Source organism: Hwanghaeella sp. 1Z406 (assembly GCF_048892425.1).
Classification (GTDB): Bacteria; Pseudomonadota; Alphaproteobacteria; order UBA8366; family Aestuariispiraceae; genus Pacificispira.
Genome location: NZ_JBLZHU010000001.1, coordinates 784,936 through 807,237, shown reverse-complemented (window position 1 = coordinate 807,237; position 22,302 = coordinate 784,936). Strand labels below are relative to the sequence as shown.

General features: G+C 56.1%; 20 protein-coding genes. 8 read left to right on the top strand and 12 right to left on the bottom strand.

Features of this window, described 5'->3' with window-relative positions; translation table 11 throughout:
• On the bottom strand, positions 1-597 hold the full coding sequence (locus ACOSDR_RS03750; protein ID WP_420730485.1) for a ubiquinol-cytochrome C chaperone family protein: 597 nt from the start codon (positions 595-597) through the stop codon (positions 1-3).
• 177 nt (positions 598-774) lie between these two features.
• On the opposite strand from ACOSDR_RS03750, the gene ACOSDR_RS03745 reads away from it, so the two are divergent.
• The gene (locus ACOSDR_RS03745) at positions 775-1,239 is read left to right on the top strand and encodes an outer membrane protein assembly factor BamE (RefSeq protein WP_420730408.1); all 465 of its coding nucleotides are present in this window, start codon (positions 775-777) and stop codon (positions 1,237-1,239) included.
• Between the two features lie 88 nt (positions 1,240-1,327).
• Here the strand turns inward: ACOSDR_RS03745 and ACOSDR_RS03740 are convergent, their stop codons facing one another.
• Positions 1,328-3,421: a sodium-translocating pyrophosphatase gene (locus ACOSDR_RS03740; protein WP_420730407.1), complete on the bottom strand. Its 2,094-nt coding sequence runs from the start codon at positions 3,419-3,421 to the stop codon at positions 1,328-1,330.
• 294 nt (positions 3,422-3,715) lie between these two features.
• On the opposite strand from ACOSDR_RS03740, the gene ACOSDR_RS03735 reads away from it, so the two are divergent.
• Together ACOSDR_RS03735 and ACOSDR_RS03730 are read left to right on the top strand one after the other, a co-directional pair.
• A complete protein-coding gene (locus ACOSDR_RS03735) occupies positions 3,716-4,510 on the top strand; it encodes a hypothetical protein (RefSeq protein ID WP_420730406.1) in 795 nt (264 codons plus the stop codon).
• A gap of 15 nt (positions 4,511-4,525) precedes the next feature.
• Positions 4,526-5,269 (top strand): SDR family NAD(P)-dependent oxidoreductase, encoded by a 744-nt coding sequence (locus tag ACOSDR_RS03730; RefSeq protein WP_420730405.1) that lies wholly within the window; start codon positions 4,526-4,528, stop codon positions 5,267-5,269.
• A gap of 24 nt (positions 5,270-5,293) precedes the next feature.
• Here ACOSDR_RS03730 and ACOSDR_RS03725 read toward each other — a convergent pair whose 3' ends face one another.
• The 7 genes from ACOSDR_RS03725 to ACOSDR_RS03695 form a co-directional block, all read right to left on the bottom strand.
• On the bottom strand, positions 5,294-6,637 hold the full coding sequence (locus tag ACOSDR_RS03725; RefSeq protein ID WP_420724227.1) for an RsmB/NOP family class I SAM-dependent RNA methyltransferase: 1,344 nt from the start codon (positions 6,635-6,637) through the stop codon (positions 5,294-5,296).
• Positions 6,634-6,882: a SemiSWEET transporter gene (locus ACOSDR_RS03720; RefSeq protein ID WP_420724228.1), complete on the bottom strand. Its 249-nt coding sequence runs from the start codon at positions 6,880-6,882 to the stop codon at positions 6,634-6,636. The genes ACOSDR_RS03725 and ACOSDR_RS03720 overlap by 4 nt, the downstream gene beginning before the upstream one ends.
• A gap of 10 nt (positions 6,883-6,892) precedes the next feature.
• Positions 6,893-8,356, bottom strand: coding sequence for an IMP dehydrogenase (gene guaB / locus ACOSDR_RS03715; protein WP_420730403.1), 1,464 nt, complete (start codon positions 8,354-8,356; stop codon positions 6,893-6,895).
• Between the two features lie 177 nt (positions 8,357-8,533).
• A complete protein-coding gene (locus ACOSDR_RS03710; RefSeq protein WP_420730402.1) occupies positions 8,534-10,189 on the bottom strand; it encodes a flavin monoamine oxidase family protein in 1,656 nt (551 codons plus the stop codon).
• Positions 10,190-10,215: 26 nt separating this feature from the next.
• Positions 10,216-10,986, bottom strand: coding sequence for a carbon-nitrogen hydrolase family protein (locus tag ACOSDR_RS03705; protein ID WP_420730401.1), 771 nt, complete (start codon positions 10,984-10,986; stop codon positions 10,216-10,218).
• A 3-nt stretch (positions 10,987-10,989) separates the two neighbouring features.
• Positions 10,990-11,727 carry a hypothetical protein gene (locus ACOSDR_RS03700; RefSeq protein ID WP_420730400.1) on the bottom strand — a complete coding sequence of 246 codons (738 nt, stop codon included), beginning with the start codon at positions 11,725-11,727 and terminating at the stop codon, positions 10,990-10,992.
• Complete coding sequence (locus ACOSDR_RS03695) at positions 11,724-12,653, bottom strand: aminotransferase class IV (RefSeq protein ID WP_420730399.1); 930 nt, start codon at positions 12,651-12,653, stop codon at positions 11,724-11,726. The genes ACOSDR_RS03700 and ACOSDR_RS03695 overlap by 4 nt, the downstream gene beginning before the upstream one ends.
• A 90-nt stretch (positions 12,654-12,743) precedes the next feature.
• On the opposite strand from ACOSDR_RS03695, the gene ACOSDR_RS03690 reads away from it, so the two are divergent.
• On the top strand, positions 12,744-14,006 hold the full coding sequence (locus tag ACOSDR_RS03690; RefSeq protein ID WP_420730398.1) for an NAD(P)/FAD-dependent oxidoreductase: 1,263 nt from the start codon (positions 12,744-12,746) through the stop codon (positions 14,004-14,006).
• Between the two features lie 127 nt (positions 14,007-14,133).
• Positions 14,134-15,930, top strand: a complete 1,797-nt coding sequence (locus tag ACOSDR_RS03685; RefSeq protein WP_420724235.1) for an EAL domain-containing protein — start codon at positions 14,134-14,136, stop codon at positions 15,928-15,930.
• Here ACOSDR_RS03685 and ACOSDR_RS03680 read toward each other — a convergent pair.
• From ACOSDR_RS03680 to dapA, 3 genes are all read right to left on the bottom strand, one after another.
• On the bottom strand, positions 15,927-16,790 hold the full coding sequence (locus tag ACOSDR_RS03680; protein WP_420724236.1) for a DMT family transporter: 864 nt from the start codon (positions 16,788-16,790) through the stop codon (positions 15,927-15,929). The two genes, ACOSDR_RS03685 and ACOSDR_RS03680, sit on opposite strands and share 4 nt — an antisense overlap.
• 62 nt (positions 16,791-16,852) lie before the next feature.
• Entirely contained in the window at positions 16,853-17,344 is a 492-nt protein-coding gene (gene smpB, locus ACOSDR_RS03675; protein ID WP_420724237.1) for an SsrA-binding protein SmpB, read from the bottom strand.
• Between the two features lie 76 nt (positions 17,345-17,420).
• Positions 17,421-18,299 carry a 4-hydroxy-tetrahydrodipicolinate synthase gene (gene dapA, locus ACOSDR_RS03670; protein ID WP_420724601.1) on the bottom strand — a complete coding sequence of 293 codons (879 nt, stop codon included), beginning with the start codon at positions 18,297-18,299 and terminating at the stop codon, positions 17,421-17,423.
• Between the two features lie 298 nt (positions 18,300-18,597).
• On the opposite strand from dapA, the gene ACOSDR_RS03665 reads away from it, so the two are divergent.
• Genes ACOSDR_RS03665 through ACOSDR_RS03655 form a run of 3 tightly spaced genes read left to right on the top strand, consistent with a single transcriptional unit; the run spans position 18,598 to position 22,280 of the window.
• A complete protein-coding gene (locus ACOSDR_RS03665; protein ID WP_420730397.1) occupies positions 18,598-20,574 on the top strand; it encodes a transglycosylase SLT domain-containing protein in 1,977 nt (658 codons plus the stop codon).
• 5 nt (positions 20,575-20,579) lie between these two features.
• Entirely contained in the window at positions 20,580-21,266 is a 687-nt protein-coding gene (locus tag ACOSDR_RS03660) for a haloacid dehalogenase type II (protein WP_420724239.1), read from the top strand.
• 21 nt (positions 21,267-21,287) lie between these two features.
• Complete coding sequence (locus tag ACOSDR_RS03655) at positions 21,288-22,280, top strand: threonine ammonia-lyase (RefSeq protein WP_420724240.1); 993 nt, start codon at positions 21,288-21,290, stop codon at positions 22,278-22,280.
• Positions 22,281-22,302 lie beyond the last annotated feature (22 nt).

The window sequence follows — 22,302 nt, the reverse complement described above, 5'->3', positions numbered from 1 at the left end:
CTATGCCGTCTCCTCAACATCGGTACTCAAACGAACAGGAGGCAAGGCAGCAAAAACAGGATCCGGGGACGTGAATGTCACACGGCCGACCAGAATATTCTTCTCTGTCTGGGTATACAGATGCGCCGATTGTTTGTCGAAATACTCACCCATTGCGGAAAGCCGCGCCGAATCGATATCCTGCCCTTGAAACACGCCCCATTTCAGCACCGTTTCCAGGTCGTCGGCCCCGTCCGAACCATTGATCGCACCCCAATAGGCGTCAAAACGCCCAAAGAACAATTGCGCAAGCTTCTTGACCTTTTTGCCAATCGACATGTCCCCCACGCCCATCTCTCTGAGGGAGCGATCAAAGTCGGCGACAATTTCATCAGACAAGGCACCGCCGATAACATCCCAGTCAGGACGACCCGTCATGCGGCGGAACAACAGGAAGGTGTGCAAGGCAATGCTCTCCACACGCCCTTCCAATGTGTCTGGAATACCGGCCTTGGCATATAATACAGGCTGGCGCGCGGCGGTCACGATCTGCTCGTACAGCACCAGTGCGATTTTCTGCTCGCGCGTTAATCTGGTTCGAAAGAAGCTTCTAAACATATCAAACACGGTGACCAACCCCGGGTATCGTTCAGACGCATCCTTGCGCCCCTTGCCATATCTTCAGCCGGGACTTAGCGTTCCCCGGCCCATTCGGCAAGATGGCTTGAAAAAAAGCCCGGCGCGGCCCACACTAAAACAGTTGGTAAAACCCTGATAAAGAGCAAGGTTGCGTTGATGAAATTTGCCGCCTCGACCCCAAAAGCCCTGCGGCGCAGCCTGAAAACCGGCGCGTCTGTGAGTGTTCTGTTGCTGGCCCTGACTGCGTGCGACCCGAAAGTCGCCCTGCGCGGAAATGCCCCGCTGGAAAGCCGGTTGGAACAGATATCCGTCGGACAATCGACCAAGCGCGATGTGGTCGCGGCCATTGGAACCCCCTCAACCATTGGCACTTTTGACGATAATGTCTGGTATTATATGAGCCAGCGCCGAGAAACCTGGGCTTTCTATCCAACGGAAGTCACCGAAAATCAGGTTCTGGCCTTTCATTTTGACGAAGGTGGTACGCTGCAGACCATCGATACCTATGACAAGGATGCGCTGACAGAGGTTAACCTGGAAGAGAAAGAGACCCCGACATCCGGTCGCACCATGTCAATCATGGAACAGTTGTTTGGTAACCTTGGGAAATTCGGCACCTGACCGACCAATCCATCAAACGCACATAAAAAACCCCGGAGCCTGCGCCCCGGGGTTTTTCTTGGTCAGAACCTGACAGATGTCAGATCAATCAATGGGCCAAGGCCGCCAACAGCAGCAATGCCACAATATTGGTGATCTTGATCATTGGGTTCACAGCAGGACCAGCGGTATCCTTATAGGGATCCCCAACCGTGTCACCGGTCACAGCAGCCTTGTGAGCTTCCGAGCCTTTGCCACCATGATTGCCGTCTTCGATATACTTTTTCGCATTATCCCAGGCACCACCACCGGCGGTCATGGAAATTGCAACGAAGACACCGGTCACGATCACACCCAACAACATCGCGCCAACAGCGGCGAAGGCATTGCCCTGGGTCGAAACCGCATTGATGACGAAGTAGAGCACGATCGGGCTCAAAACCGGCAGCAAGGATGGTACAATCATTTCACCGATTGCGCGTTTGGTCAGCATGTCGACACAGCGGCCATATTGTGGCTTGCCCGTGCCTTCCATGATGCCTGGGATTTCTTTGAACTGACGACGCACTTCAACCACAACTGCGGCCCCTGCCCGTCCAACAGCCGTCATACCCATTGCGGCAAACAGATACGGCAGCAGGCCACCGATCAACAAACCAACGACAACATACGGATTAGACAGCGAGAAATCGACATCGGTGGCAGAGAAGTACCGGGTCAGATCAGCCGTATAAGCCGAAAACAGAACCAGTGCGCCCAAACCGGCAGAACCAATCGCATAGCCCTTGGTTACAGCCTTTGTCGTGTTCCCAACAGCATCCAGGGCATCCGTGGTTTTGCGAACGCTGTCATCCAGCTCCGCCATTTCCGCGATACCACCGGCATTATCAGTCACGGGACCATAAGCATCCAGAGCCACAACCATACCGGCCAAGGCCAGCATCGTGGTCACAGCGATGGCGATCCCGAACAGGCCTGCAATCTGGAAAGTCACGATGATCGCAACACAGATCAGAATTGCTGGAATGGCGGTTGCTTCCATCGAAATCGCCAAACCCTGGATCACATTCGTGCCATGGCCGGTTTCCGATGCTTTCGCGATGGACCGCACCGGGCGATATTCTGTTGAAGTATAATATTCTGTCACCCAGACGATCAGACCGGTCAGAACCAAACCGACAATCCCGCACAGGAACAGATCCATACCGGTGAAAGTGACATTGTTCACGGTCATTTGCAGATCCATGCCGATCACATGATCGGTCACGAAATACAGGGCCACCGCAGACAATACAGCCGATGCAATCAAGCCCTTATACAAGGCCCCCATGATGTTGGTTCCGCCGCCCAAGCGCACGAAATACGTGCCGATGATTGAGGCGACCAGGCAAACCGCACAGATCATCATCGGATACATCAGGAACTGGCTCATCTCCAGACCGGTGATGCCGTAAATCAGGGCCAGTACCATGGTGGCCCCAACCGTCACGACATAGGTTTCGAACAAGTCAGCCGCCATGCCCGCACAGTCGCCGACATTATCGCCAACGTTATCGGCAATAACAGCCGGGTTGCGGGGATCATCTTCCGGAATGCCGGCTTCGACCTTCCCCACCAAGTCAGCGCCGACATCGGCCCCCTTGGTGAAAATGCCGCCGCCGAGACGGGCGAAGATGGAAATCAGCGAAGCACCAAATGCCAGACCGACCAGGCCTGCAATGATGTTCTTGGCCTGATTGGCATCGTTCACATCATACTGACCAATTAGCACAAAATAGTAGCCAGCGATCGCCAACAGCGCCAAACCGGCAACCAGCATACCGGTCACAGCGCCGGATTTGAAGGAAACCGAAAGACCCGCAGCCAGGCTTTCGCGAGAGGCTTCAGTCGTGCGAACATTGGCGCGCACGGAGATGACCATCCCGATGTAACCAGCAGCGCCCGACAAAACGGCACCGATGACAAAGCCAATGGCGCTGGTCCAGCTCAACGCCAACCCCAGAATAATGGCAACCACAACACCGACCAATGAAATGGTCATATACTGACGGTTCAGATAGGCCGTAGCACCTTCTTGAATGGCTGCGGCGATTTCCTGCATGCGTTCATTGCCCGCACTCAGGCTCAGGATGCTTTTGGACGTGACGGCACCATACAGCACTGCCAAAATTCCGCATCCAATGATAATATATTCGTATTCCATTGGCGTTTCGTTTCCCTTCTTGGCATCCCCACCCTGATTGCTCTTTGTGCTGATGCGTTGGGAGGCCCCTGCACCGACATGGCATGTTTTTTTTAAAAGCGGGGATTCTTTGTTAGATCAGTTGCAACCGCTATTGCTTCAGAATGAGTATCATCCCGAAAACCAGCGCAAAGTTAGGCGAACAGTCCCATTCTGTAAACCGATTCGACGGATCGAAGAAAATCTGCATTAAAACCTGTTTTTCATTGATCCGGGGCTTGGCATGTCGCCTTCCTGTGGCGCAATAAGGATGGCATGAACAGTTTCGACCACTATCACCAGAAGGGGTGGTGCCTCTTCCCAACCGATCCTGTGCTGCGGCACTGGTTGGACGCCACCCTGCCCGCTGTCTGGACCAGCATCGCCGCCCCGGAAAATGCCCACTGGCTGCGCTATGGCGGAACCTGGTTTGCCGGGGTGAATGTGCTGTCCAACGATGCGACTGGGGCCGTATCCGGCGGACCAGCCCTATCTGGAACCGCTGTTGACTTCATCCATGATCGCCTTAATTACAAAGACTTACCGTGGGATCGGGCGCAGGTATCGGTTTGCCATCCCGGATATCCGCAGCCAATGGCGGGAGAGACGGACGCAATGCATGCCTTTCGCCGGGATCGCGATGCCGCCCATATCGATGGATTGTTAAAAGAAGGACCCCAGCGGCGGCGGTATCTGAGGGAATATCACGGATTTCTATTGGGTATTCCAGCGACCGACTACTCGACAGGGGCATCCCCCTTCGTGATCTGGGAGGGATCTCACAGGATTATTCAGGCCTGGTTACAGGAAACCTTTGCCGGGATCGCGCCAACCAAATGGCGGAATCTTGATGTTACAGAGTCCTATCAGGCCGTGCGGCGAAAGGTATTTAGGAATTGCCCGCGCATCACCCTGGCACCGCAACCGGGACAGTCATTCGTAATGCATCGGCACTGCCTGCATGGCATGGCCAAATGGCAAGCAGATGCCAGTGCCGGGCCGCAGGGTCGTGTCATCCTGTATTTCCGCCCCCCGGTCACGGACCTGACGGGATGGCTAAACAATGCGTAAGGAGAGTGTATCCCTATGATGACATCCTTTCCCGACAGATCGGAAGCCGTCGTGATCGGCGCATCTGGTGGAATTGGCGCGGCTGTGACGGCTCTGCTGGCCGCTGATCCGCGTTTCGAGACCGTGCACGCCTTTGCACGCCGGGAACTGGTCGCAACGGCTGATGGCGTTCGGGTTGGACAGATCGATATCGCTGATGAAGCCTCGATCAGGGCCGCCGCCGCCAGGGTCACTGCGCCACGTCTGGTATTTGTGGCAACCGGCATCCTGCATCAGCAAGATCACGGGGATCAGAAACTTGGGCCAGAAAAATCATGGCGCAATCTGGACCCCGACTGGCTGGATCAGGTCATGCGCGTCAATGCGACCGGTCCAGCGCTGGTTGCGAAACACTTCCTGCCAAAGCTGCCAAAGGAAGAAAAAGCAGTCTTTGCCGCCCTATCGGCACGGGTCGGAAGCATTTCGGACAATGCGCTGGGCGGTTGGTATGGCTATCGTGCGTCCAAGGCTGCATTGAACATGCTGTTGAAAACGCTGTCGATTGAACTGGCGCGCAGCCACAAGGATGCCATTGTCCTGGGTCTGCATCCTGGCACCGTCGCGACGAATCTGTCAGCCCCGTTTCAAAAGGGCGTCCCGGAAGGCAAGCTGTTCAGCGCCACTTATGCTGCGGAACGCCTGCTAAGCGTCATCAATGACGCAACCGCCCCCCAGACAGGCAGCCTGATCGCCTGGGATGGAAAAACCATCCTGTTCTGAAGCGACGCGCGATAATCTGGACCATCAACCGGCAGTCAGCTTGCGTCCCAAAATGGAGATGAAGAATCCATCCATACCGTGATCGGCCGGGGTCAGGCGCAGGTTTGGACTGTCCGCTGCCCCTGGATAGGCCAGGTTCGGGAAAAGTGTTGTCCAGACTTCCGCCACCGGATGCTGATAGAAATCAGGATGATCGGCCAGAAAAGCCGCGACGCGATCTTCATTTTCCTGTGGCAGGATTGAACAGGTCACATAGATCATGCGGCCCCCCGGCGCGACAAGCCTGGCGGCGCTGTCCATCACTACCGATTGCTTGTGCATCACCTCTTCCAGGCCTTCGGGCGTCAGCTTCCACTTCTGATCTGGATTGCGGCGCCAAGTGCCCGATCCCGTGCAGGGGGCATCGATCAAGACGCGGTCAAAGCCACCATCGAACCGATTGGCGCGGCGCTTGACCCATTTGTCCCGCTCTGAGGACAACAGGCGACGCTCCACCATAAATGCCCCTGCCCGCTTCAACCGCTGGGCGGCGCGCTTCAGGCGGGGCTCGGAAACATCACAGGCGATGATCCGACCGGTATTCTCCATCGTGGCCGCCATGGCCAGTGTCTTACCACCCGCACCTGCACAGAAATCCACAACCTTCATGCCCGGCTTGGCTTCAACCAACAGCGCGGCGAATTGTGACCCTTCGTCCTGGGGCTCGACCAGACCTTCCTTGAAGACCTTGGTTCCGCTCAACGGCTTACGGTCCGCCAGGCGCAGACCGATTGGCGACAATGGGGTTGGCTTAGTAACAATGCCCTCTTCCGCCAGGGCTGCCTGGGCCGACTCCCGATCCGTCTTTAGCGTATTCACGCGAAGATCGACCGAGGCCTCGTCCAGATGCGCGGCCAATTGCCGCTTGGTATCCGAGCCATATAATTGTGCAAAAATCGGCTGTAGAAATTCCGGCATGTTTCCGGCGGTGACATCCGGCTGGCATTCCAGTTCAAACCCGCGCTGTGCGCCCAATTCGACCATCACGCGCTTTTCCATGCCACTCAGCGGGGCTGGATCAAATCGCTCCCCGGTGATGACGGTTTCCCAATCGGTCAGGCGCATGCCTTCACCCAGTTGCAGCCAGACCAGCAGACGCGAACGACCATCCGGCGGGCCGCTCTTGGCGCGATCCAACCACCAGTCAATCTGGCCCCGCCGACGCAGAGTGCCATAGACCATGCCCGCAATGGCAGCCTTGTCCTTGGACCCGGCATAGCGATTGCCGCGCGCCCAATCCGACATCATCTTATCCGCAGGGGGCGCGCCAGGGGTGTCCAGGCGGTCCAACAGTTCAATCGCAGCGGAAATCCGCGCACCAGGGGTCATCCAAATCGTACCTTCATCCACAGGATCGACAGCACCAGCGCCAGGGTTACCCCATTGGCCAGTATCAGCGGCAAATCTTCACGCACGATCCCATAGGCCAGCCAAAGGCAAACCCCAAGCGCAAAGATCAGAAACATCGACAGAGAGATATCTGCTGTCGACCGGGAACGCCAACATTTCAACGCCTGCGGCACAAATGCCACCGTCGTACACAAGGCGGCCATCAGGCCAATCAGGCTGATCATTTACGGATACTCACCGATCAATCTGATAATTGGGGGACTCTTTCGTCACCGTGATATCATGAACATGGCTTTCGCGCAGGCCCGCATTGGTAATCCGGCGGAAGGTGGCGCGTTTCTGCATGTCCTCGATTGAGCGGCTTCCGGTATAGCCCATTGCGGCACGCAAGCCGCCCACCAATTGGTGCACCACGCCAGAAACCGGTCCTTTATAGGGAACGCGACCTTCAACGCCTTCCGGCACGAATTTGTGACTTTCCGACACTTCTTCCTGGAAATAGCGATCGGCAGACCCGCGCGACATTGCCCCCGCAGAGCCCATGCCGCGATAGGATTTGTAAGACCGCCCCTGATACAGGAAGACTTCACCCGGCGCTTCTTCTGTCCCGGCCAGCAAGGACCCGATCATTACGGCATTCGCCCCCGCCGCAATGGCTTTTGCCAGATCGCCGGAGAATTTAATGCCACCATCGCCAATGGCTGGAACGCCCAGTTCACGACAGACTTCCGATGCTTCCAGGATCGCGGTTAATTGCGGCACACCAACGCCAGCAACAATGCGGGTGGTGCAAATCGACCCCGGCCCTATCCCGATTTTCACCGCATCCGCGCCATGATCAATCAAGGCCCGTGCGCCTTCTGCCGTGGCGACGTTGCCTGCAATCACCTGGGCATAATTTGACAGCTTCTTAACGCTGGTAACCTGATTAAGGACACCCTGGGAATGACCATGGGCGGTGTCGACGACGATAACATCCACGCCCGCATCCAATAGCTGTTCTGCCCGGGCCAGACCATCCTTGCCCGTTCCGGTCGCAGCAGCGACCCGCAGGCGCCCCCGCTCATCCTTACAGGCATTGGGGAAGTTTTGTGCCTTTTCGATATCCTTTACGGTGATCAAGCCGACGCAATGCTTTTCCGAATCCAGAACCAGCAGCTTTTCGATGCGGTATTGGTGCAACAGGCGCTTCGCCTCTTCACGGCTGGCCCCTTCCGGCACCGTGATCAATCCCCGCTTGGTCATCAATTCCTTGACCGGCGTATCCAGATCTTCGGCAAAACGGACATCACGGTTGGTCAGGATGCCAACCAGTTTCTTGGACCGCTTGGAGACAACGGGAATGCCGCTGATCCGATTGCGCCGCATCAGTTCCAGCGCCTCGGCCAATGTGCGCTCTGGCGTGATCGTGATCGGGTTCACGACCATGCCGCTTTCAAAGCGCTTTACCATATGCACTTCATGCGCCTGTTCTTCGGCTGTCATATTCTTGTGGATAACGCCGATGCCGCCCTGCTGTGCCATGGCAATCGCCAGTGGGCCTTCAGTCACCGTATCCATGGCCGCAGAAATCAAGGGAATTCCCAAGCGGATTGTCTTGGTGAGCTGCGCACCCGTATCGGTCTGCGCCGGTAGGATTTCAGAGTGACCAGGCTGCAGAAGGACATCATCAAAAGTCAGGGCTTCAGCAAAACGCATGGTGGCACACTCCTTATCTCAGCTTTCGGTGCCGCACTATACGCAAATTCACTCTTAATCCAAGCTTCAATCAGGCGAGCGTTGCAGAAATAGGCCAAAAACACATGTTCCGTGGTGGCACGGATGCAATTTTTGCCAATTTAAGACAAAAAATCAGGGTGCCTTTGTCAAATAACCCTAATCATCCAGTCGAATCGGACCCCATTGGGGATATAAATCCCCCGGCCCTGGATTATCCGGCGCAGTTCGACCCCCCAAATGGGTCATGACACCCCAAACCGCATTCAGGGCTGTCTGCACCGCGCCTTCCGCCCAGGCTGGCGTCCAGCTGATATCATCGCCTGCCAGAAACAATCCGCGTTCCTGCGGTGGCAAATCCCCCTGCATAAAGTGGCGATACATGCGGTGGTTATAGCGATAATGCCCCGGCAGTGCGCCTTTAAATGCCCCCAGGAAATTTGGATCCGCTTCCCAACTGACAGTGATCGGGTCGCCGATGATATGGGACTGGATATTCAGATCCGGATAGATCTTCTGCAAGGCAGACAGCGCCAGTTCGACCCGTCGTTCCACGGGCAGCGGCAGCATTTTTAAGGCATCAGACATCCAGGAATAGGTCAGGCAGATCACACCGGGCTGATCCGGTCCATTATCGAACAGATAGGTTCCGCGCGTCAGCCTGTCGGTCAGGGTCATCGATAACGGATACCGCCCAGACTTTGGATCCCGATCCTTCCAGAAAGGACGATCCACCATGACAAAGGTTTTTGAGGATTGCATATAGCGGGTGCGGTCCAGGGCCATCCACAGTTTCTGACTGACAAGCGCCTCCTCCGTATCAATCGCGGTGGTCAGCAGCCAGCTTTGACAGGTCGCAATTACTGCATCGAATTCCTCAGTCCGTCCCCACCGATCGGTAACAGCAATCCGCCCCCCGTCTGCGCGATGAATGCGGGTCGCGCCGGGCCGCGTCGCGCCGCTATTCAGCGATTGCAGGCTGGTCCCTGCGGGCCAATATCCTTTTCCATCTGTGGGCTGCCGCCACAGGCCTTGCGGTAACCGTTCCACCCCCCCGACGAAAAACCGTTGGTTGCTGTCGCAATCGGTGACATTGACCCGCAGAATTTCCAGCATGGAATTCGGGAAGTCGGAATCCCATCCCCCGGTGCCAAAGCCAACCTGTCCAAAAACCTCCCGGTGGCGAAAGCTCAAGCGCTGAAAGGCGGGGGATGTGGTGATGAAGTCATAGAAGGTCCGTTCATCCCAATCACGCACCAGCGGATTCCAGATTTCCTTGATGCGCGCCCGGTCTTTGGCGCGGATTGCCGCTTTCAGGTCACTAAAGCGTGCCCCTTCCTCCAGGGCCTGGTCATAAGCGGCGGCGACTTCATGAAACAAGGGCGGCAGGTCGGCCATCGTCTCTGCATAGTGCGTTTCGCCTTCCAGATCGATTACCGTGGACCCTGCAGCGGGTGTCATCGGGTTTGGAAAGGGCTTTGTTTCCAGGCCCAGCATGTCGGCATAGTGATAGAATCCGGTGCCGGAGACCGGGAAGCGCATGCCGCCCAGTTCAGCAACAATATCGGTTGCCCCTTCAAAGGGTTGAGAGCGCAGCCGCCCGCCCAGTTGCCCGGATTCAAACAGGATGGGATGCGCGCCCAGTCGCATCAGCTCATATCCAGCGATCACGCCAGACAGTCCCGCCCCGATCACGGCAACCTTCGCACCATGACTGTCCGCAGGCAGACTGCCAAGGCGGCTGGGATGGGCCAGCCAATCATCATAGGCAAAGGGAAAATCGGGCCCAAACACGGTAATCGGTGCGTCTGTCATGGACGTGCTTTCACAGTGACGGTTCTTCAATAAAGATCGGTGCGACGATCCGATAGATGGGTGACATCCTCTTGCGTCGCCCGCAAAACCGGATGCGACAAATCGGCATACAGGGTTTCCTCCCCCTCCCCATCGGCCCGGACAACATCCGCACCGGTCGGGTCACACAGGCAGGACAGACCGCAATAATCGAAGGGCGCTTCCCGCCCGACATAATTTACATAGGCGACATAAACGCCATTTTCCTGTGCCCGCGCAGGCACAAGCCGACTACAGACTGACTCATAGGGGCGCATATTGGCGGTTGGCACCAGGATAACCTGTGCGCCTTTCACGGTCAGGGCGCGTGTCACTTCTGGGAATTCCACATCATAGCAAATCGCGACGCCCAGGTTCCAACCGTCCAGCGTCACAATTTCCGACAGGGCCTCCCCCGTTGTGAACTGGCTGCGATCCACGTCCCCGTATAAATGAGTCTTGTGATAAGTGCTGCGCACACTACCGCCCGCATCAATCAGAAACGCCGCGTTATATATGGCACTGGAAACACGATCCGGGCCGCCAACCAGAAGGGCGATGCCATGCTGTCTGGCAATATCGCAGACGCGTTCAAGGTCCATCTCTGACACCGCCGCATCAATCGCCGCAGCACCAATATTATAGCCAGACAGAAACATCTCGGGCGTGACAAGCAAGTTCGCGCCATTCTGACCGGCACGATGCGCCTCTTCCGCCAGCCGTGTCAGAGCTTTTGTCATAGACGTCATTGGGCGTGACTGCATTAGGGCAAGGCGCATGATCTAATCCTGTATCAATCGATGGGCGGCCATTTGGTCATAATAGGGTCGACATTCATCCGCAATTGCCTGCAAGGCGAGCGACAGGCTGACGGGTTTGGGCTGATAGGGCAGGAAGCCTGTCGATTGTTCCACCGACTGATACCAGACAGGGGCCCAGATCCCATCACTGTCACGGCGCCCCGGCGGCCAGGATAGCATGGCGGGATCAAAAGCGATGCCAATCGCTTTACAAAGGGCGGTCAAACTTCGTTTCGGATCGGACAGGACATCCTTCGCATCCAGAACCGGTGGCACATTGCCAGATCGGCTGGATACCTGTTCGAAAAGCTGCCACAGCCGTTCAAAACCGAAATCCGCAACACTCGGTGTTTCACGCTTCTGAGTATAAGAGGCGACCATTGCGTCAGGATCGCGGATCAAAAAGCAGTGGACCATTTCATCCGACCAGGACAGATCATCCCCAGGCAACATATGCAGGCTCATATGCTTCTGGTACCAGATCGCAGCGCCTCCTGGGACAGGTCCCGCCAGTGTCCGGGCAACGCGGGTGAAATCACAGTCCATATCGGCCATCACGTCTGCCGCCATGGGATGATCAATCCCCGTGCGTGACAGGTAACAGCCATAAAAGGGCTCGTCCGTGACGGTGCAATCTGCACGGTTTTCAAAGCTGCGCATCATGGCCGTAGAGATGTTGCGCGGCCCGGACCACATGGCGATGCGCAGCCCCTGACTCATACCGAAATCTCTCCTGACGGACATTCCCGCTCGATAAGGGTATAATAGCCCTGTCTGAGGCGTTGGGTAACCGGCCCCAACCCGCCGGACCCGATTTTCCGACCGTCCACTTCCCGCACGGGGATCAGACCAGCAAAAGTGCCGGTCACAAAGGCTTCATCAGAGGAATAAACTTTGGTCAGAGGGAATGTCGTCTCCCGCGCTGGAATGCCCAATTCTGTTGCGACGCGCAGAACATTGCCACGTGTGATTCCCGCCAGACAATACTGGCCCGACGAAGTCCAGACCTCCCCGTCCCGCACGATAAAGAAATGCGTTGAATTGCAGGTGGCGACAAAGCCCTGGGGGTCCAGCATCAGGGCCTCGTCCGCACCGGCCTTTTCCGCCTGAATGCAGGCTGCGATACAGTTCAGCTTGCTGAGGGAGTTCCATGACGGATCCTGCACGTCAGGCGCGCCGCGATGGATATGAACCGTATGCAGCCGCAACCCGGTCTTCAGAACATCAGGGTTTGGGGATTTGTATTCTGGAATAATGACGATGGTCGCCGGACCGATATTCGCACGCGGACTTTGAAACGGGGTGGTTTTCATGCCACGCGATACGACAAGGCGGATATGAACACCGGTTGTCATCTTATTGGCGCGACAGGTTTCCAGAATGGCACTGTGCAAGGCATCGGGGCTCATCCCAATATCCATATCGATCGCCTTCGCGCCCTCATACAAACGCGCCAAGTGACGATCGATGAAAGCCAGGCGGCCATTATGCAGGCGTATCCCCTCCCACACTCCATCACCCAGCAGGAATCCTGAATCAAAAACCGAAACAGTGGCTTCTGCGCGGGGCACGATCTTGCCCCTAACATAGATCTTTACCGTTTCATTTCGCGGATCCGCGCCATGGGCATGACTTCCGGTTTCCATCGATGATCTCTTTTCCAGTTGATTTTGTTTCTGCTAGGCTCCGTATTCCTACACCTAATCCTCGTACCACCCTGACAAAGCGACCGCAATATGACCGACGATCCGACAGCCCGCCCCGGTGAAAGCCTTCTGATATTAGGTGCCGGCGCGGTTGGCTGCACCTCTGCCCTGGCCTTTGCGCGGCGCGGGTTCAAGGTCACGGTGATTGATCGGACCGGTCCTGGATCCGGGGCCAGTTATGGCAATGCGGGTGGAATTGTTCCCTCCGCCTCCCCCCTTGCCCAGCCTGGCCTGCCCTGGCAGGTGCCGGGCATGCTGGTTGACCCGACCGGCCCACTCAGCATCCACCCCGCAGAATTGATCAAGTCCCTGCCCTGGTTTCTGCGCTTTGTGATGGAATGCAGCGCCAGCCGGGCCGAGGCAAATTCCAAGGCCCTGTATGCGCTCAGCGGCTCCGCTGCCCCGGCCTGGAAAGATTTGATACGCGGCACGCCCGCCGAAACGCTGTTGCGCGATGTTGGCTGGCTGAAAGTCTATTCCAGCGAAGACGGCTTTAAGAATCACGCCCCGGAACGTGATTTTCTTCGGCGGCGTGGTGCGCCGGTGGAAATACTCAGTCAGGATGAAGTTCGTCAATTAGAACCCAATCTGGCCCCGATCTTTGTGCGCGGCATGCTACAGCCCGACGGGCTGTTTGCTGTGAACCCCCAGCGGCTGGTTGAGGCCGTCGCGACAGAGGCGATGGCGCAAGGTGCAAAATTCCTGCGTGAAACCATCGAAGATCTGACCGTCGATCCGGATGGGCGCATTACGGTTAAAACCAATGTGACCCAACACAAGCCAGACCGGGTGATGATTTGTGCCGGGGCCTTTTCAAAACGGTTTGCACAGGCCCTGGGGGCAGCCCCCTTGCTGGTGGCGGAACGCGGCTATCACGCAATGTTCGACAGGCCGGAAAAATGCACGACCCGCCCGGCCTTCTGGGTGGAAAACAGCATGGTCCTGTGTCCCATGGAACAGGGGGTCAGACTGACAACGCAGTCTGAATTCAACGGGTTGACGGCGGGACCTAGCTATCGGCGCCTGAACCGGTTGATACCCAAAGCGATGGAAATGATGCCCCAACTGAATTCAACCGTTCGGGATCGATGGATGGGACATCGTCCCGCAACCCCGGATTCCTTACCCGTGCTGGGTGTTGCCCCGGCAACGCCGCGCGGCTTCTTCAATTTCGGTCACAACCATCTTGGCCTGACCCTATCTGCAATTTCAGCACAGGTCGCCGTGGATTTGTGGACGCAGGCGGGTTTGTCAGAAAATATCCCCATTAGCGCCTATCGCCCACTTCGATAAAGGCGATCTTCTTCAAAACACCCATCCGCTTGTTACAGTTTTATAACACCAAGTTTTGGTAATAAATTGTTTAGACTTTCCCGATACGGTCTTGCATCAAGGATTTTTTGCGATCGGGTGCTTCAAGATGTCAGAACTGGACCTAAAAAGCCGAGAAGACGCGTTTCTAAGTGCCACTGCTCAAACTGTGACATTTGCCTTTCAGCCAATCGTCAATATTCACACCGGGCGTTGCATCGGGTTTGAGGCATTGCTCAGGAACATCGACAGGCTTGGCTATAAAACCATATCCAGCTTATTTGATCATGCCTGGAACAAGGGTTTGCTGAACCGCCTTGATATCATTCTACGGCGCATGGCCATTGCCCAATTCTCGCAAACGGAAGCCTGTCACGGCAGCAAGCTGTTCTTTAACATCGATAACCGCTGTTTGGACAGCCGGGATTACCAACCGCACGAAACGTCAAAACTATTAGAACAATACAGTCTTGCGCCGGAAAACTTTGTGATGGAATTGTCAGAATCCAATGACTTTCTGGCAGTCAGGCATTTGGAGGATTCGCTGCAGCTTTGTACCGAATATGGTTTCAAGCTGGCGATTGATGATTTCGGGCGTGGCTTTTCGGAAGTGCAAATGCTGTTTGGCTATCAGCCGGATTTCATCAAAATTGATCGGTTTTTCATTTCCGGCCTGGCGGATGATTCCAAAAAGCGGCTGTTTGTCTCCTCCATCGTCAATTTGGCCCATGTTCTGGGCGTCATTGTCCTGGCCGAAGGCGTTGAGACCGAACGTGAGTTCCTGGCCTGCAAGAGCATTGGATGTGATCTGGTTCAGGGATATTTTATTGCGCGGCCGACGACAGAACACGATACCCTGAAAGCCGCCTATCCGATTGTGGCAGAGACAAATGCGCGTGACCGCCGACAAAGGGGAACGGATGAATTTCTGATCCGGGATTTCATAAAACCGTTGCAGGCGCTTTCAATCCACAATGACATGACAACGGTTTTTGAAGAATTCCGGCAAAACAAAACCCAGTCCGTCTTTCCGGTATTGGGGGACGGTCAATCGCCCCTGGGAATTGTGCGCGAGGGCGACCTGAAAGACTTCATATACCTTCAATACGGGCGCGAACTTTTACAGAATCGCGCCCTTGGCCGTGGCCTGAAGGATTTTCTGACCCGCTGTCCGATTGTGGATATCAATACCGAAGTCGAAAAGATCCTGGAAATCTATGCCACGGGCGAAGACAAGGATGGGATCATCATCACTGAAGATTTCTGCTATGTCGGGTTCCTGACGGCAGATGCATTGCTGCGTATCGTTAATGAGAAAAACATGACGATGGCGCGGGATCAAAACCCACTGACCAAGCTTCCTGGAAACAATTCAGTCGTAGACTATCTGACCAAAGGACTGGACCACCCGGAATCAGACTGGGCCTTTGTTTATTTTGATTTCAATGACTTCAAACCTTTTAACGATAGCTATGGTTTCCGCCAGGGCGACCGCGCGATCACGCTGTTTGCCGATATCCTGCAGGCTGAAAGCATGACCCTTCCTGGATTTCTGGGGCATGTGGGGGGGGATGACTTTTTTGCTGGATTCAAGGATCTGCCTCAGGATGACGTCCAGAGGTTTGTTAAACATGTATTGGAAAAATTCAAAGCAGATGCTGAGGGGTTGTATCTGCCCGAACATCGCACTGCGGGTAAATTGGAAGCAAAAGACCGACACGGACAGATGCGGAGTTTTGGTCTGTTGAGCTGTGCCGCTGCGATTGTCCACTTGACCCGGGGGGCGCACCGGATTGAGCCGGATCAACTGTTTGATGTCATTGCCAAAGGAAAGAAGGCAGCAAAACAAATGGAAACCGCCATATCCCTGGATATTGTCGACCGCAGCGCCGAAGAGGACCGCTAATCCGGCAGAACATCCTCTGCACTGCGCGCGCTGGCCAGGACCAGAGAAATTAATACAGCGGCGCCACCAACATATTGAATGGTGGTCATGACGTCGCCTAACAACAGCGCCGACAGGACGATAATCGTCAGAGGCTCAAAATTATACAACATCGCCGCTTTTACCGACCCCGTCCGCGCCAGGGCCGGATAGGTCAAGGCCATGCCAATCGCGTATACGGTCGCAGCAGCCCAAAACGCCGACCATCCCCCGATCTGCTGCGGAAAACCACCATCCAACAGCAACATGCCTGGGATGAACAGCAGGCCAACCAGGGCATTCGACCAACCCATCAGCAATAAGGAAGAGACCCGTTTCGTCAAAGGGGGAACGACGAAGAAATACACCGCCGCCCCAACAGCTGCCAACAGGCCCAGCCCCACACCGATTGGATCAAGATCCTGCAAGGTCGGTCCGAACACCAGGGCAAGTCCCGCAAAGGCCAGTGTAAAAATACCCAAGCGACGAATTCCCGGAAGCTCCCGCGCGTGAATGGCAGCAATCACAAGCACGATCAGGGGATACAGATAGAACAGAAGAGCCGTCAAACTGGCCGGGATACGCCCCAGCGCACCCAGATATCCATAGGAAATCGCCGTTGTAGCGCCAGCAATGGTCAATAGACCGGGCCAGGCATCTCTGGGAACCGCCAGGGATATCCCCTTCACCTTCGCCCAGATCAGGAAGGGCAGCGCCGCACCAATGCAGCGCAACATCGCCAGGGCGATGGGATCAGCCCCATCCATGTAAGATAATTTAGCAAGTGGAATCTGGATTCCCAACAGCCCTGCGGAAAGCAGGCACAGCGCGACACCTGACATAGACGCAATCACTCCCCCCAGCCACGTAACACGGCCAACTGCCTTCCCCGAAGGAGCCGTCCCTAGCCTTCATTGCGCAGGATCGTCGCCTTGCGGCGGTTCCAGTCCCGCTGTTTTATATCCTGGCGCTTATCATATTCACGCTTACCGCGCCCAAGGCCCAGCGCAATTTTCGCCAAACCCCGATTGTTGAAATACATACGCAGAGGGATCAAGGTCAGCCCTTCCCGCTGCACCGACCCCATTAATTTTGACATCTCTTTACGATGCAATAACAGGGTGCGAATGCGCTTTGGCTCATGCTGTGCGCGCATCGGGGCGTGCGAATATTCGCCAATATGCAGATTGTGCAGATAAACACCGCCGCCCTTGGGCGCGGCATAGGCATCTGACAGGTTCACAGTCCCCAACCGCAACGATTTCACTTCGGTTCCGGTCAGGACGATCCCTGCCTCATATTCTTCTTCGATGGCATAATCATGGCGTGCGCGACGGTTCACGGCGATTGTCCCCGTGGCCATCATATGCTTTTTCTTTTTATCCTTCCCAGCCATGATCTCATCATTGCACCCTCTATGGTCTTCCCTTCGGGGGATGCAATTTTCCTTTCATCCATCAAGTCAAACACGCCTAAATCAAACCAGCGCTTTTCATCGCTGCGGTCACAATCGCTTTCGTTTCAGTCGTTGCCGAAACCAGCGGCAGACGAACCGTTTCCCCCGACAGGCCCAACAGATGGGCCCCAAACTTGGCCGGTGCCGGGGACGATTGACAGAACATCGCGCCATGGATCGGCATCAGCGTGTCGCGTGCCCGTTCAAAGCTGTCCCAGTCCTTCTGCTGCCAGCTGTCATGCAACTGTGCACACAGCTTGGGGGCGACATTGGAAGACACCGAAATGCATCCATGTCCACCCTGGGCCAGGAATGCCCCAATCGTTGCGTCTTCACCAGACAATTGCGCAAAGTCAGGACCAATTGCCAGCCGCGTCGCCAGGGGGCGCGCCAAATCGTTGGACGCATCCTTAACGCCGATGATGGTATCAAAATCCTGCGCCAGGCGGGCCATTGTCGCAACCGACATATCAATCACGCTGCGGCCCGGTATATTGTAAATGATGATCGGGATATCAACCGCAGAGGCAATCGCTGCGTAATGCGCATACAGGCCGTCTTGCGTGGGCTTATTGTAATAGGGCGTTACCACCAGCGCCGCATCGGCACCGGCCTCTTTCGCATGATGCGTCAGGCTGATTGCTTCGCGCGTATTATTTGATCCCGTCCCGGCAATCACCGGCACCTTACCGCCGGCCACTTCAATGGCGATATCGATCACGCGGCGGTGTTCTTCATGGGACAGTGTTGGCGACTCCCCTGTCGTGCCAACGGGTATCACGCCATCGGTGCCCTCATCGATCTGCCATTGCACGAATTTCGCGAAGGCGGCTTCATCAACCGACCCATCCTCGTGCATCGGCGTGATCAGCGCCGTCATCGATCCGCGAAACATCGCAGGCATGTCCCATACTCCTTGGTCTTGTAAAAACCGGTCGCCGAAGACTCCGGCGCCGAAAGTGACCGGGTTGTTACCATAAGGTTGCCCGCAGCAACAAGCCAGAAACCAGATCACATCCTGGCGAGTGTTCCAGAAAACCAAGTTTCGCCTGTTGCACGCGCGCGCGAAGCAACCGATACTCTTTCCATGGCAAGACCATGCGGGCTTTTAAGAAAGTGTGCCGCCAGTGAGGCAAGGATCCGCTAACGCCAAAAACACCTGATTGACCGGAGCGCTTAACAGAATGCTCTTAATGCGCCATACCTGCCGACTGCCGCGCCCTCTTGTTGCCGTCCTCTGTGGCACGGTAATGGTGCTGATTTCCCTATCATCGACCAGTCACGCTGATCTGTTAAACCCCAGCGATAAAAAACAATATGAAATTGCGTTCCGGGCGTTGGATGCAGGGCGCTGGGATGTCGCCCTGAACCATGCCGGGCGCGCGATGGAGAAACTGCCTGCGAAAGCCATCGAATGGCTGTATCTGCAAAGCAGCGATTCAAAGGCCAACTTTAACGAAATCACAAAATTCATTGCCGACAATCCATCCTGGCCGCGCCTGGACAGATTAAAGAGTCTGGCGGAACGCGCCATGACCAACACCCTGCCCGATCCGGTTATCATCGCTTGGTTTCGGGAAAACCCACCCTCCACAGGGGATGGCTTTTTCCTGTATATCAATGCGCTGGAACGCACAGGCACTCCGGCCATGGTTCAGAATGAGGTTAAGCGCGCATGGCGGGACCTGGATATGTCCGGCAGCGACGAGCATGAATTTCGCCAGAGATTCCGCAAACTGGTCCCCATGGAAGATGAAATCTATCGGCTGGACCGTCAGATATGGGACGGCAATTTTGGGGCCGCGGGGCGCCAGATGCGGCGTGTTCCCGATGGCTATCGCCAATTAGCCGATGCCCGGATGCGCCTGGCCCGAATGGCAGGCGGTGTGGATGCCGCTGTTGGACGGGTCCCCCCAAATTTAGCAAATGACCCTGGCCTTACTTTTGAGCGCCTGCGCTGGCGCCGCCGCAAAGGACGGGACGCCGATGCGATAGAGCTTCTGGCTTGGCCCGATATGCAGACCAGCCACCCTGAAATGTGGTGGACCGAACGCGCGATCCTATCCCGCGATATGCTGGAAGCCGGAAACGCCGAACTGGCCTATACAATCGCCAGCCAACACCGTGTCCCCGACGGAGCAGATTTTGCGGAGGCGGAATGGTTTTCGGGCTGGGTAGCGTTGCGTTTTCTGAATGATCCGGAAAAGGCCTTCCCACATTTTCGCGATATGTATAACAATGTTGGATATCCCGTCAGCCGATCCCGGGCAGCCTATTGGGCGGGCCGCGCGGCTGAAGCGGCTGGAAAAGCTGAAATATCGCAACAATGGTACAGTGTCGCGGCCCAGCACCCGACCAGTTTCTACGGCCAGGTCGCCGCGATGAAACTGCCCCCCGCAATGCAGAACGTCATTGCAACCGACCCGCATATCACGCCCGATCATCGCCGCGTCTATGAAGAAGCGGAACTGACCCGGTTGGTGCGGATGCTGGGGGAATTGGGCGCAGATGATACCGTGCGCACCTTAATCGCGCATCTGTCCCGCCAGTATAATGATCCGGCCTATTTGACCCTGACATCCGAACTGGCCGCTGATATTGACCGTCTGGACCTTGCCGTCTTTGCCTCTCGCCAGGCGATCAAGACAGAGGTTGTGACACTGGCCGGCTATCCGATCCTGCCGTTCAAAGCCAGCCAACTTTCCGACCTGACAATCGTGCATGGCCTGATCCGACAGGAAAGCGGCTTTGATATCGATGCCGTCAGCAGTGCGGGCGCATTGGGCCTGATGCAATTAATGCCGGGCACGGCTAAGGTCGTCTCCGGATGGGAAAAACTGCGCTATGACAAAGCCGCCCTGACCGGAGATATGGATTACAATGTCCGCCTGGGCAGTGCATATCTAAAGGACCTGTTGCAAAAGTTTGATGGCATGCTGCCAATGGCCTTTGCTGGCTATAATGCCGGACCAAGCCGGGTCGTGGAATGGTCCAGACGCTTTGGCGACCCCCGCAGCATGGATTTTGAGGAAATCATCGACTGGATGGAATCCATCCCCTTCCCTGAAACCCGCAACTATGTCCAGCGGGTTTTGGAAAACATCAATGTGTATCGCCAACGGGCGGCGGGACGGTCTGTTCCCATCAGCATGACAGCCGAAACAGGATAACAGCCATGACACACTTAACCGGTATAAAAGCCTGCGTTTTTGATGCCTATGGCACACTGTTTGATGTGCACGCAGCCGCCGCGACCTTAAAGCAGGAAATCGGTCCCAAGGCAGATCAGCTTTCCGCGACATGGCGGACCAAGCAATTGGAATATACCTGGCTGCGCAGCCTGATGCCCGCGTATAAGCCGTTCTGGGAAATCACTCAAAATGGCCTGGACTATGCGATGGAGGAAACGGGACTGTCCGATCGGGCGGACCTGCGCCAGAGGCTGTTGGATCTATACTTCAATCTTGCCGCCTATCCAGAAGTGCCTGCGATGCTGGGACAGTTAAAGCAAATGGGGTTGAAAACCGCGATCCTATCCAATGGGTCTATGGATATGTTGGAGGGCGCGGTTGGGTCTGCGGGTATTGGGGACCGACTGGACGCTGTTTTATCCGTCGAAAGTGTTGGCGTTTTCAAGCCCGACCCAAGCGTTTATAAATTGGTAACAGATCATTTTCGCTTATCGGATCGATCCTCTGTTGCGTTCATGTCCTCTAATGGATGGGATGCGGCAGCGGCGGCGCATTACGGTTTTCAGGTTGTCTGGATCAACCGGTTTGGAAAGCCCTGGGAACGGCTGGAAGGCGCGCCTAAGGCCGTGCTGACAAGCCTTGAAACCTTGCCGGATTTGATTTCTCTTTGACCCCTGTTTAGGAAGCCCGGAATGCCAGACATCTTTACCCCTGAATTGCCTGTCTTTGCAGATATCACAGCAGCGGTAGAGCGACTGAAGGGGCGCACCATTCGGACCCCCCTGCTGGAATCCCCCCTGTTGAACCAGCGCATGGGTCGGCGCATTCTGGTAAAGCCGGAATGCCTGCAGCGCACCGGGTCGTTCAAATTTCGCGGCGCCAGCAATAAGATTCTGGCGCTGGGTGACAGCGTAAAGACCGGTGGCGTTGTCGCCTATTCCAGCGGCAATCATGCCCAGGGCGTCGCCGCTGCTGCGCATTATGCGGGCATTCCGGCCCTGATTGTCATGCCGTCGGATGCACCCGCGATCAAACGCGCCAATACGGCGGCCTGGGGGGCAGAAATTCAACTATACGACCGGTTCACAGAAAACCGGGAAGCCTTGGCCCAATCCATCGCCAAATCTCGCGGCGCCGCGATTGTGCCCCCCTATGACGACCCGCTTGTCATCGCCGGACAAGGTACAGTGGGGGTAGAGATCGCCGAACAATTGGACGCAATTGGTGTCAAACCTTGCGCCGTGGTGCTGCCCTGTGGCGGTGGCGGCCTGATTTCCGGGGCGGCACTGGCCCTGTCAAATCTGTGTCCGGATGTTCCGGTCTACAGCGCGGAACCGTCAGATTTCGACGATACAGCGCGCTCTCTGGCCAGCGGCGAGCGGCAAAGCGTGTCGCCCAATGCCCGATCCATTTGTGATGCCCTGCTGACGCCAACACCGGGTGTCATTACCTTTGCCCTGAACCAAGCCCTATTGAGCGGGGGGCTGAGTGTTACGGATGCAGAAGCCCAGGCCGCGATGCGCACCGCCTTCCTGGACCTGAAACTGGTGGTGGAACCGGGCGGGGCCGTGGCGCTGGCATCTATTCTGTCTGGCAAGCTGCCGCCGGGTGATGAACCGGTTGTGGCTGTTCTGTCCGGCGGCAATGTCGACCCCGCAACCTTCCAGGCCGCCCTGGAAGCCTAAGACGCTGGAAATAACCCTACTT

Coding starts and splice junctions, on each gene's coding strand:
- ACOSDR_RS03680 (WP_420724236.1), bottom strand. CDS start 16,790: ATGTCAGGTGTCGCGCTGTGCCTGCTTTCCGCAGGGCTGTTGGGAATC.
- ACOSDR_RS03750 (WP_420730485.1), bottom strand. CDS start 597: ATGTTTAGAAGCTTCTTTCGAACCAGATTAACGCGCGAGCAGAAAATC.
- ACOSDR_RS03720 (WP_420724228.1), bottom strand. CDS start 6,882: ATGATCAGCCTGATTGGCCTGATGGCCGCCTTGTGTACGACGGTGGCA.
- ACOSDR_RS03725 (WP_420724227.1), bottom strand. CDS start 6,637: ATGACCCCTGGTGCGCGGATTTCCGCTGCGATTGAACTGTTGGACCGC.
- ACOSDR_RS03665 (WP_420730397.1), top strand. CDS start 18,598: ATGCGCCATACCTGCCGACTGCCGCGCCCTCTTGTTGCCGTCCTCTGT.
- ACOSDR_RS03730 (WP_420730405.1), top strand. CDS start 4,526: ATGATGACATCCTTTCCCGACAGATCGGAAGCCGTCGTGATCGGCGCA.
- guaB (WP_420730403.1), bottom strand. CDS start 8,356: ATGCGTTTTGCTGAAGCCCTGACTTTTGATGATGTCCTTCTGCAGCCT.
- ACOSDR_RS03740 (WP_420730407.1), bottom strand. CDS start 3,421: ATGGAATACGAATATATTATCATTGGATGCGGAATTTTGGCAGTGCTG.
- ACOSDR_RS03655 (WP_420724240.1), top strand. CDS start 21,288: ATGCCAGACATCTTTACCCCTGAATTGCCTGTCTTTGCAGATATCACA.
- ACOSDR_RS03735 (WP_420730406.1), top strand. CDS start 3,716: ATGAACAGTTTCGACCACTATCACCAGAAGGGGTGGTGCCTCTTCCCA.
- ACOSDR_RS03710 (WP_420730402.1), bottom strand. CDS start 10,189: ATGACAGACGCACCGATTACCGTGTTTGGGCCCGATTTTCCCTTTGCC.
- ACOSDR_RS03705 (WP_420730401.1), bottom strand. CDS start 10,986: ATGCGCCTTGCCCTAATGCAGTCACGCCCAATGACGTCTATGACAAAA.
- ACOSDR_RS03685 (WP_420724235.1), top strand. CDS start 14,134: ATGTCAGAACTGGACCTAAAAAGCCGAGAAGACGCGTTTCTAAGTGCC.
- ACOSDR_RS03660 (WP_420724239.1), top strand. CDS start 20,580: ATGACACACTTAACCGGTATAAAAGCCTGCGTTTTTGATGCCTATGGC.
- ACOSDR_RS03690 (WP_420730398.1), top strand. CDS start 12,744: ATGACCGACGATCCGACAGCCCGCCCCGGTGAAAGCCTTCTGATATTA.
- ACOSDR_RS03700 (WP_420730400.1), bottom strand. CDS start 11,727: ATGAGTCAGGGGCTGCGCATCGCCATGTGGTCCGGGCCGCGCAACATC.
- ACOSDR_RS03695 (WP_420730399.1), bottom strand. CDS start 12,653: ATGGAAACCGGAAGTCATGCCCATGGCGCGGATCCGCGAAATGAAACG.
- ACOSDR_RS03745 (WP_420730408.1), top strand. CDS start 775: ATGAAATTTGCCGCCTCGACCCCAAAAGCCCTGCGGCGCAGCCTGAAA.
- dapA (WP_420724601.1), bottom strand. CDS start 18,299: ATGTTTCGCGGATCGATGACGGCGCTGATCACGCCGATGCACGAGGAT.
- smpB (WP_420724237.1), bottom strand. CDS start 17,344: ATGGCTGGGAAGGATAAAAAGAAAAAGCATATGATGGCCACGGGGACA.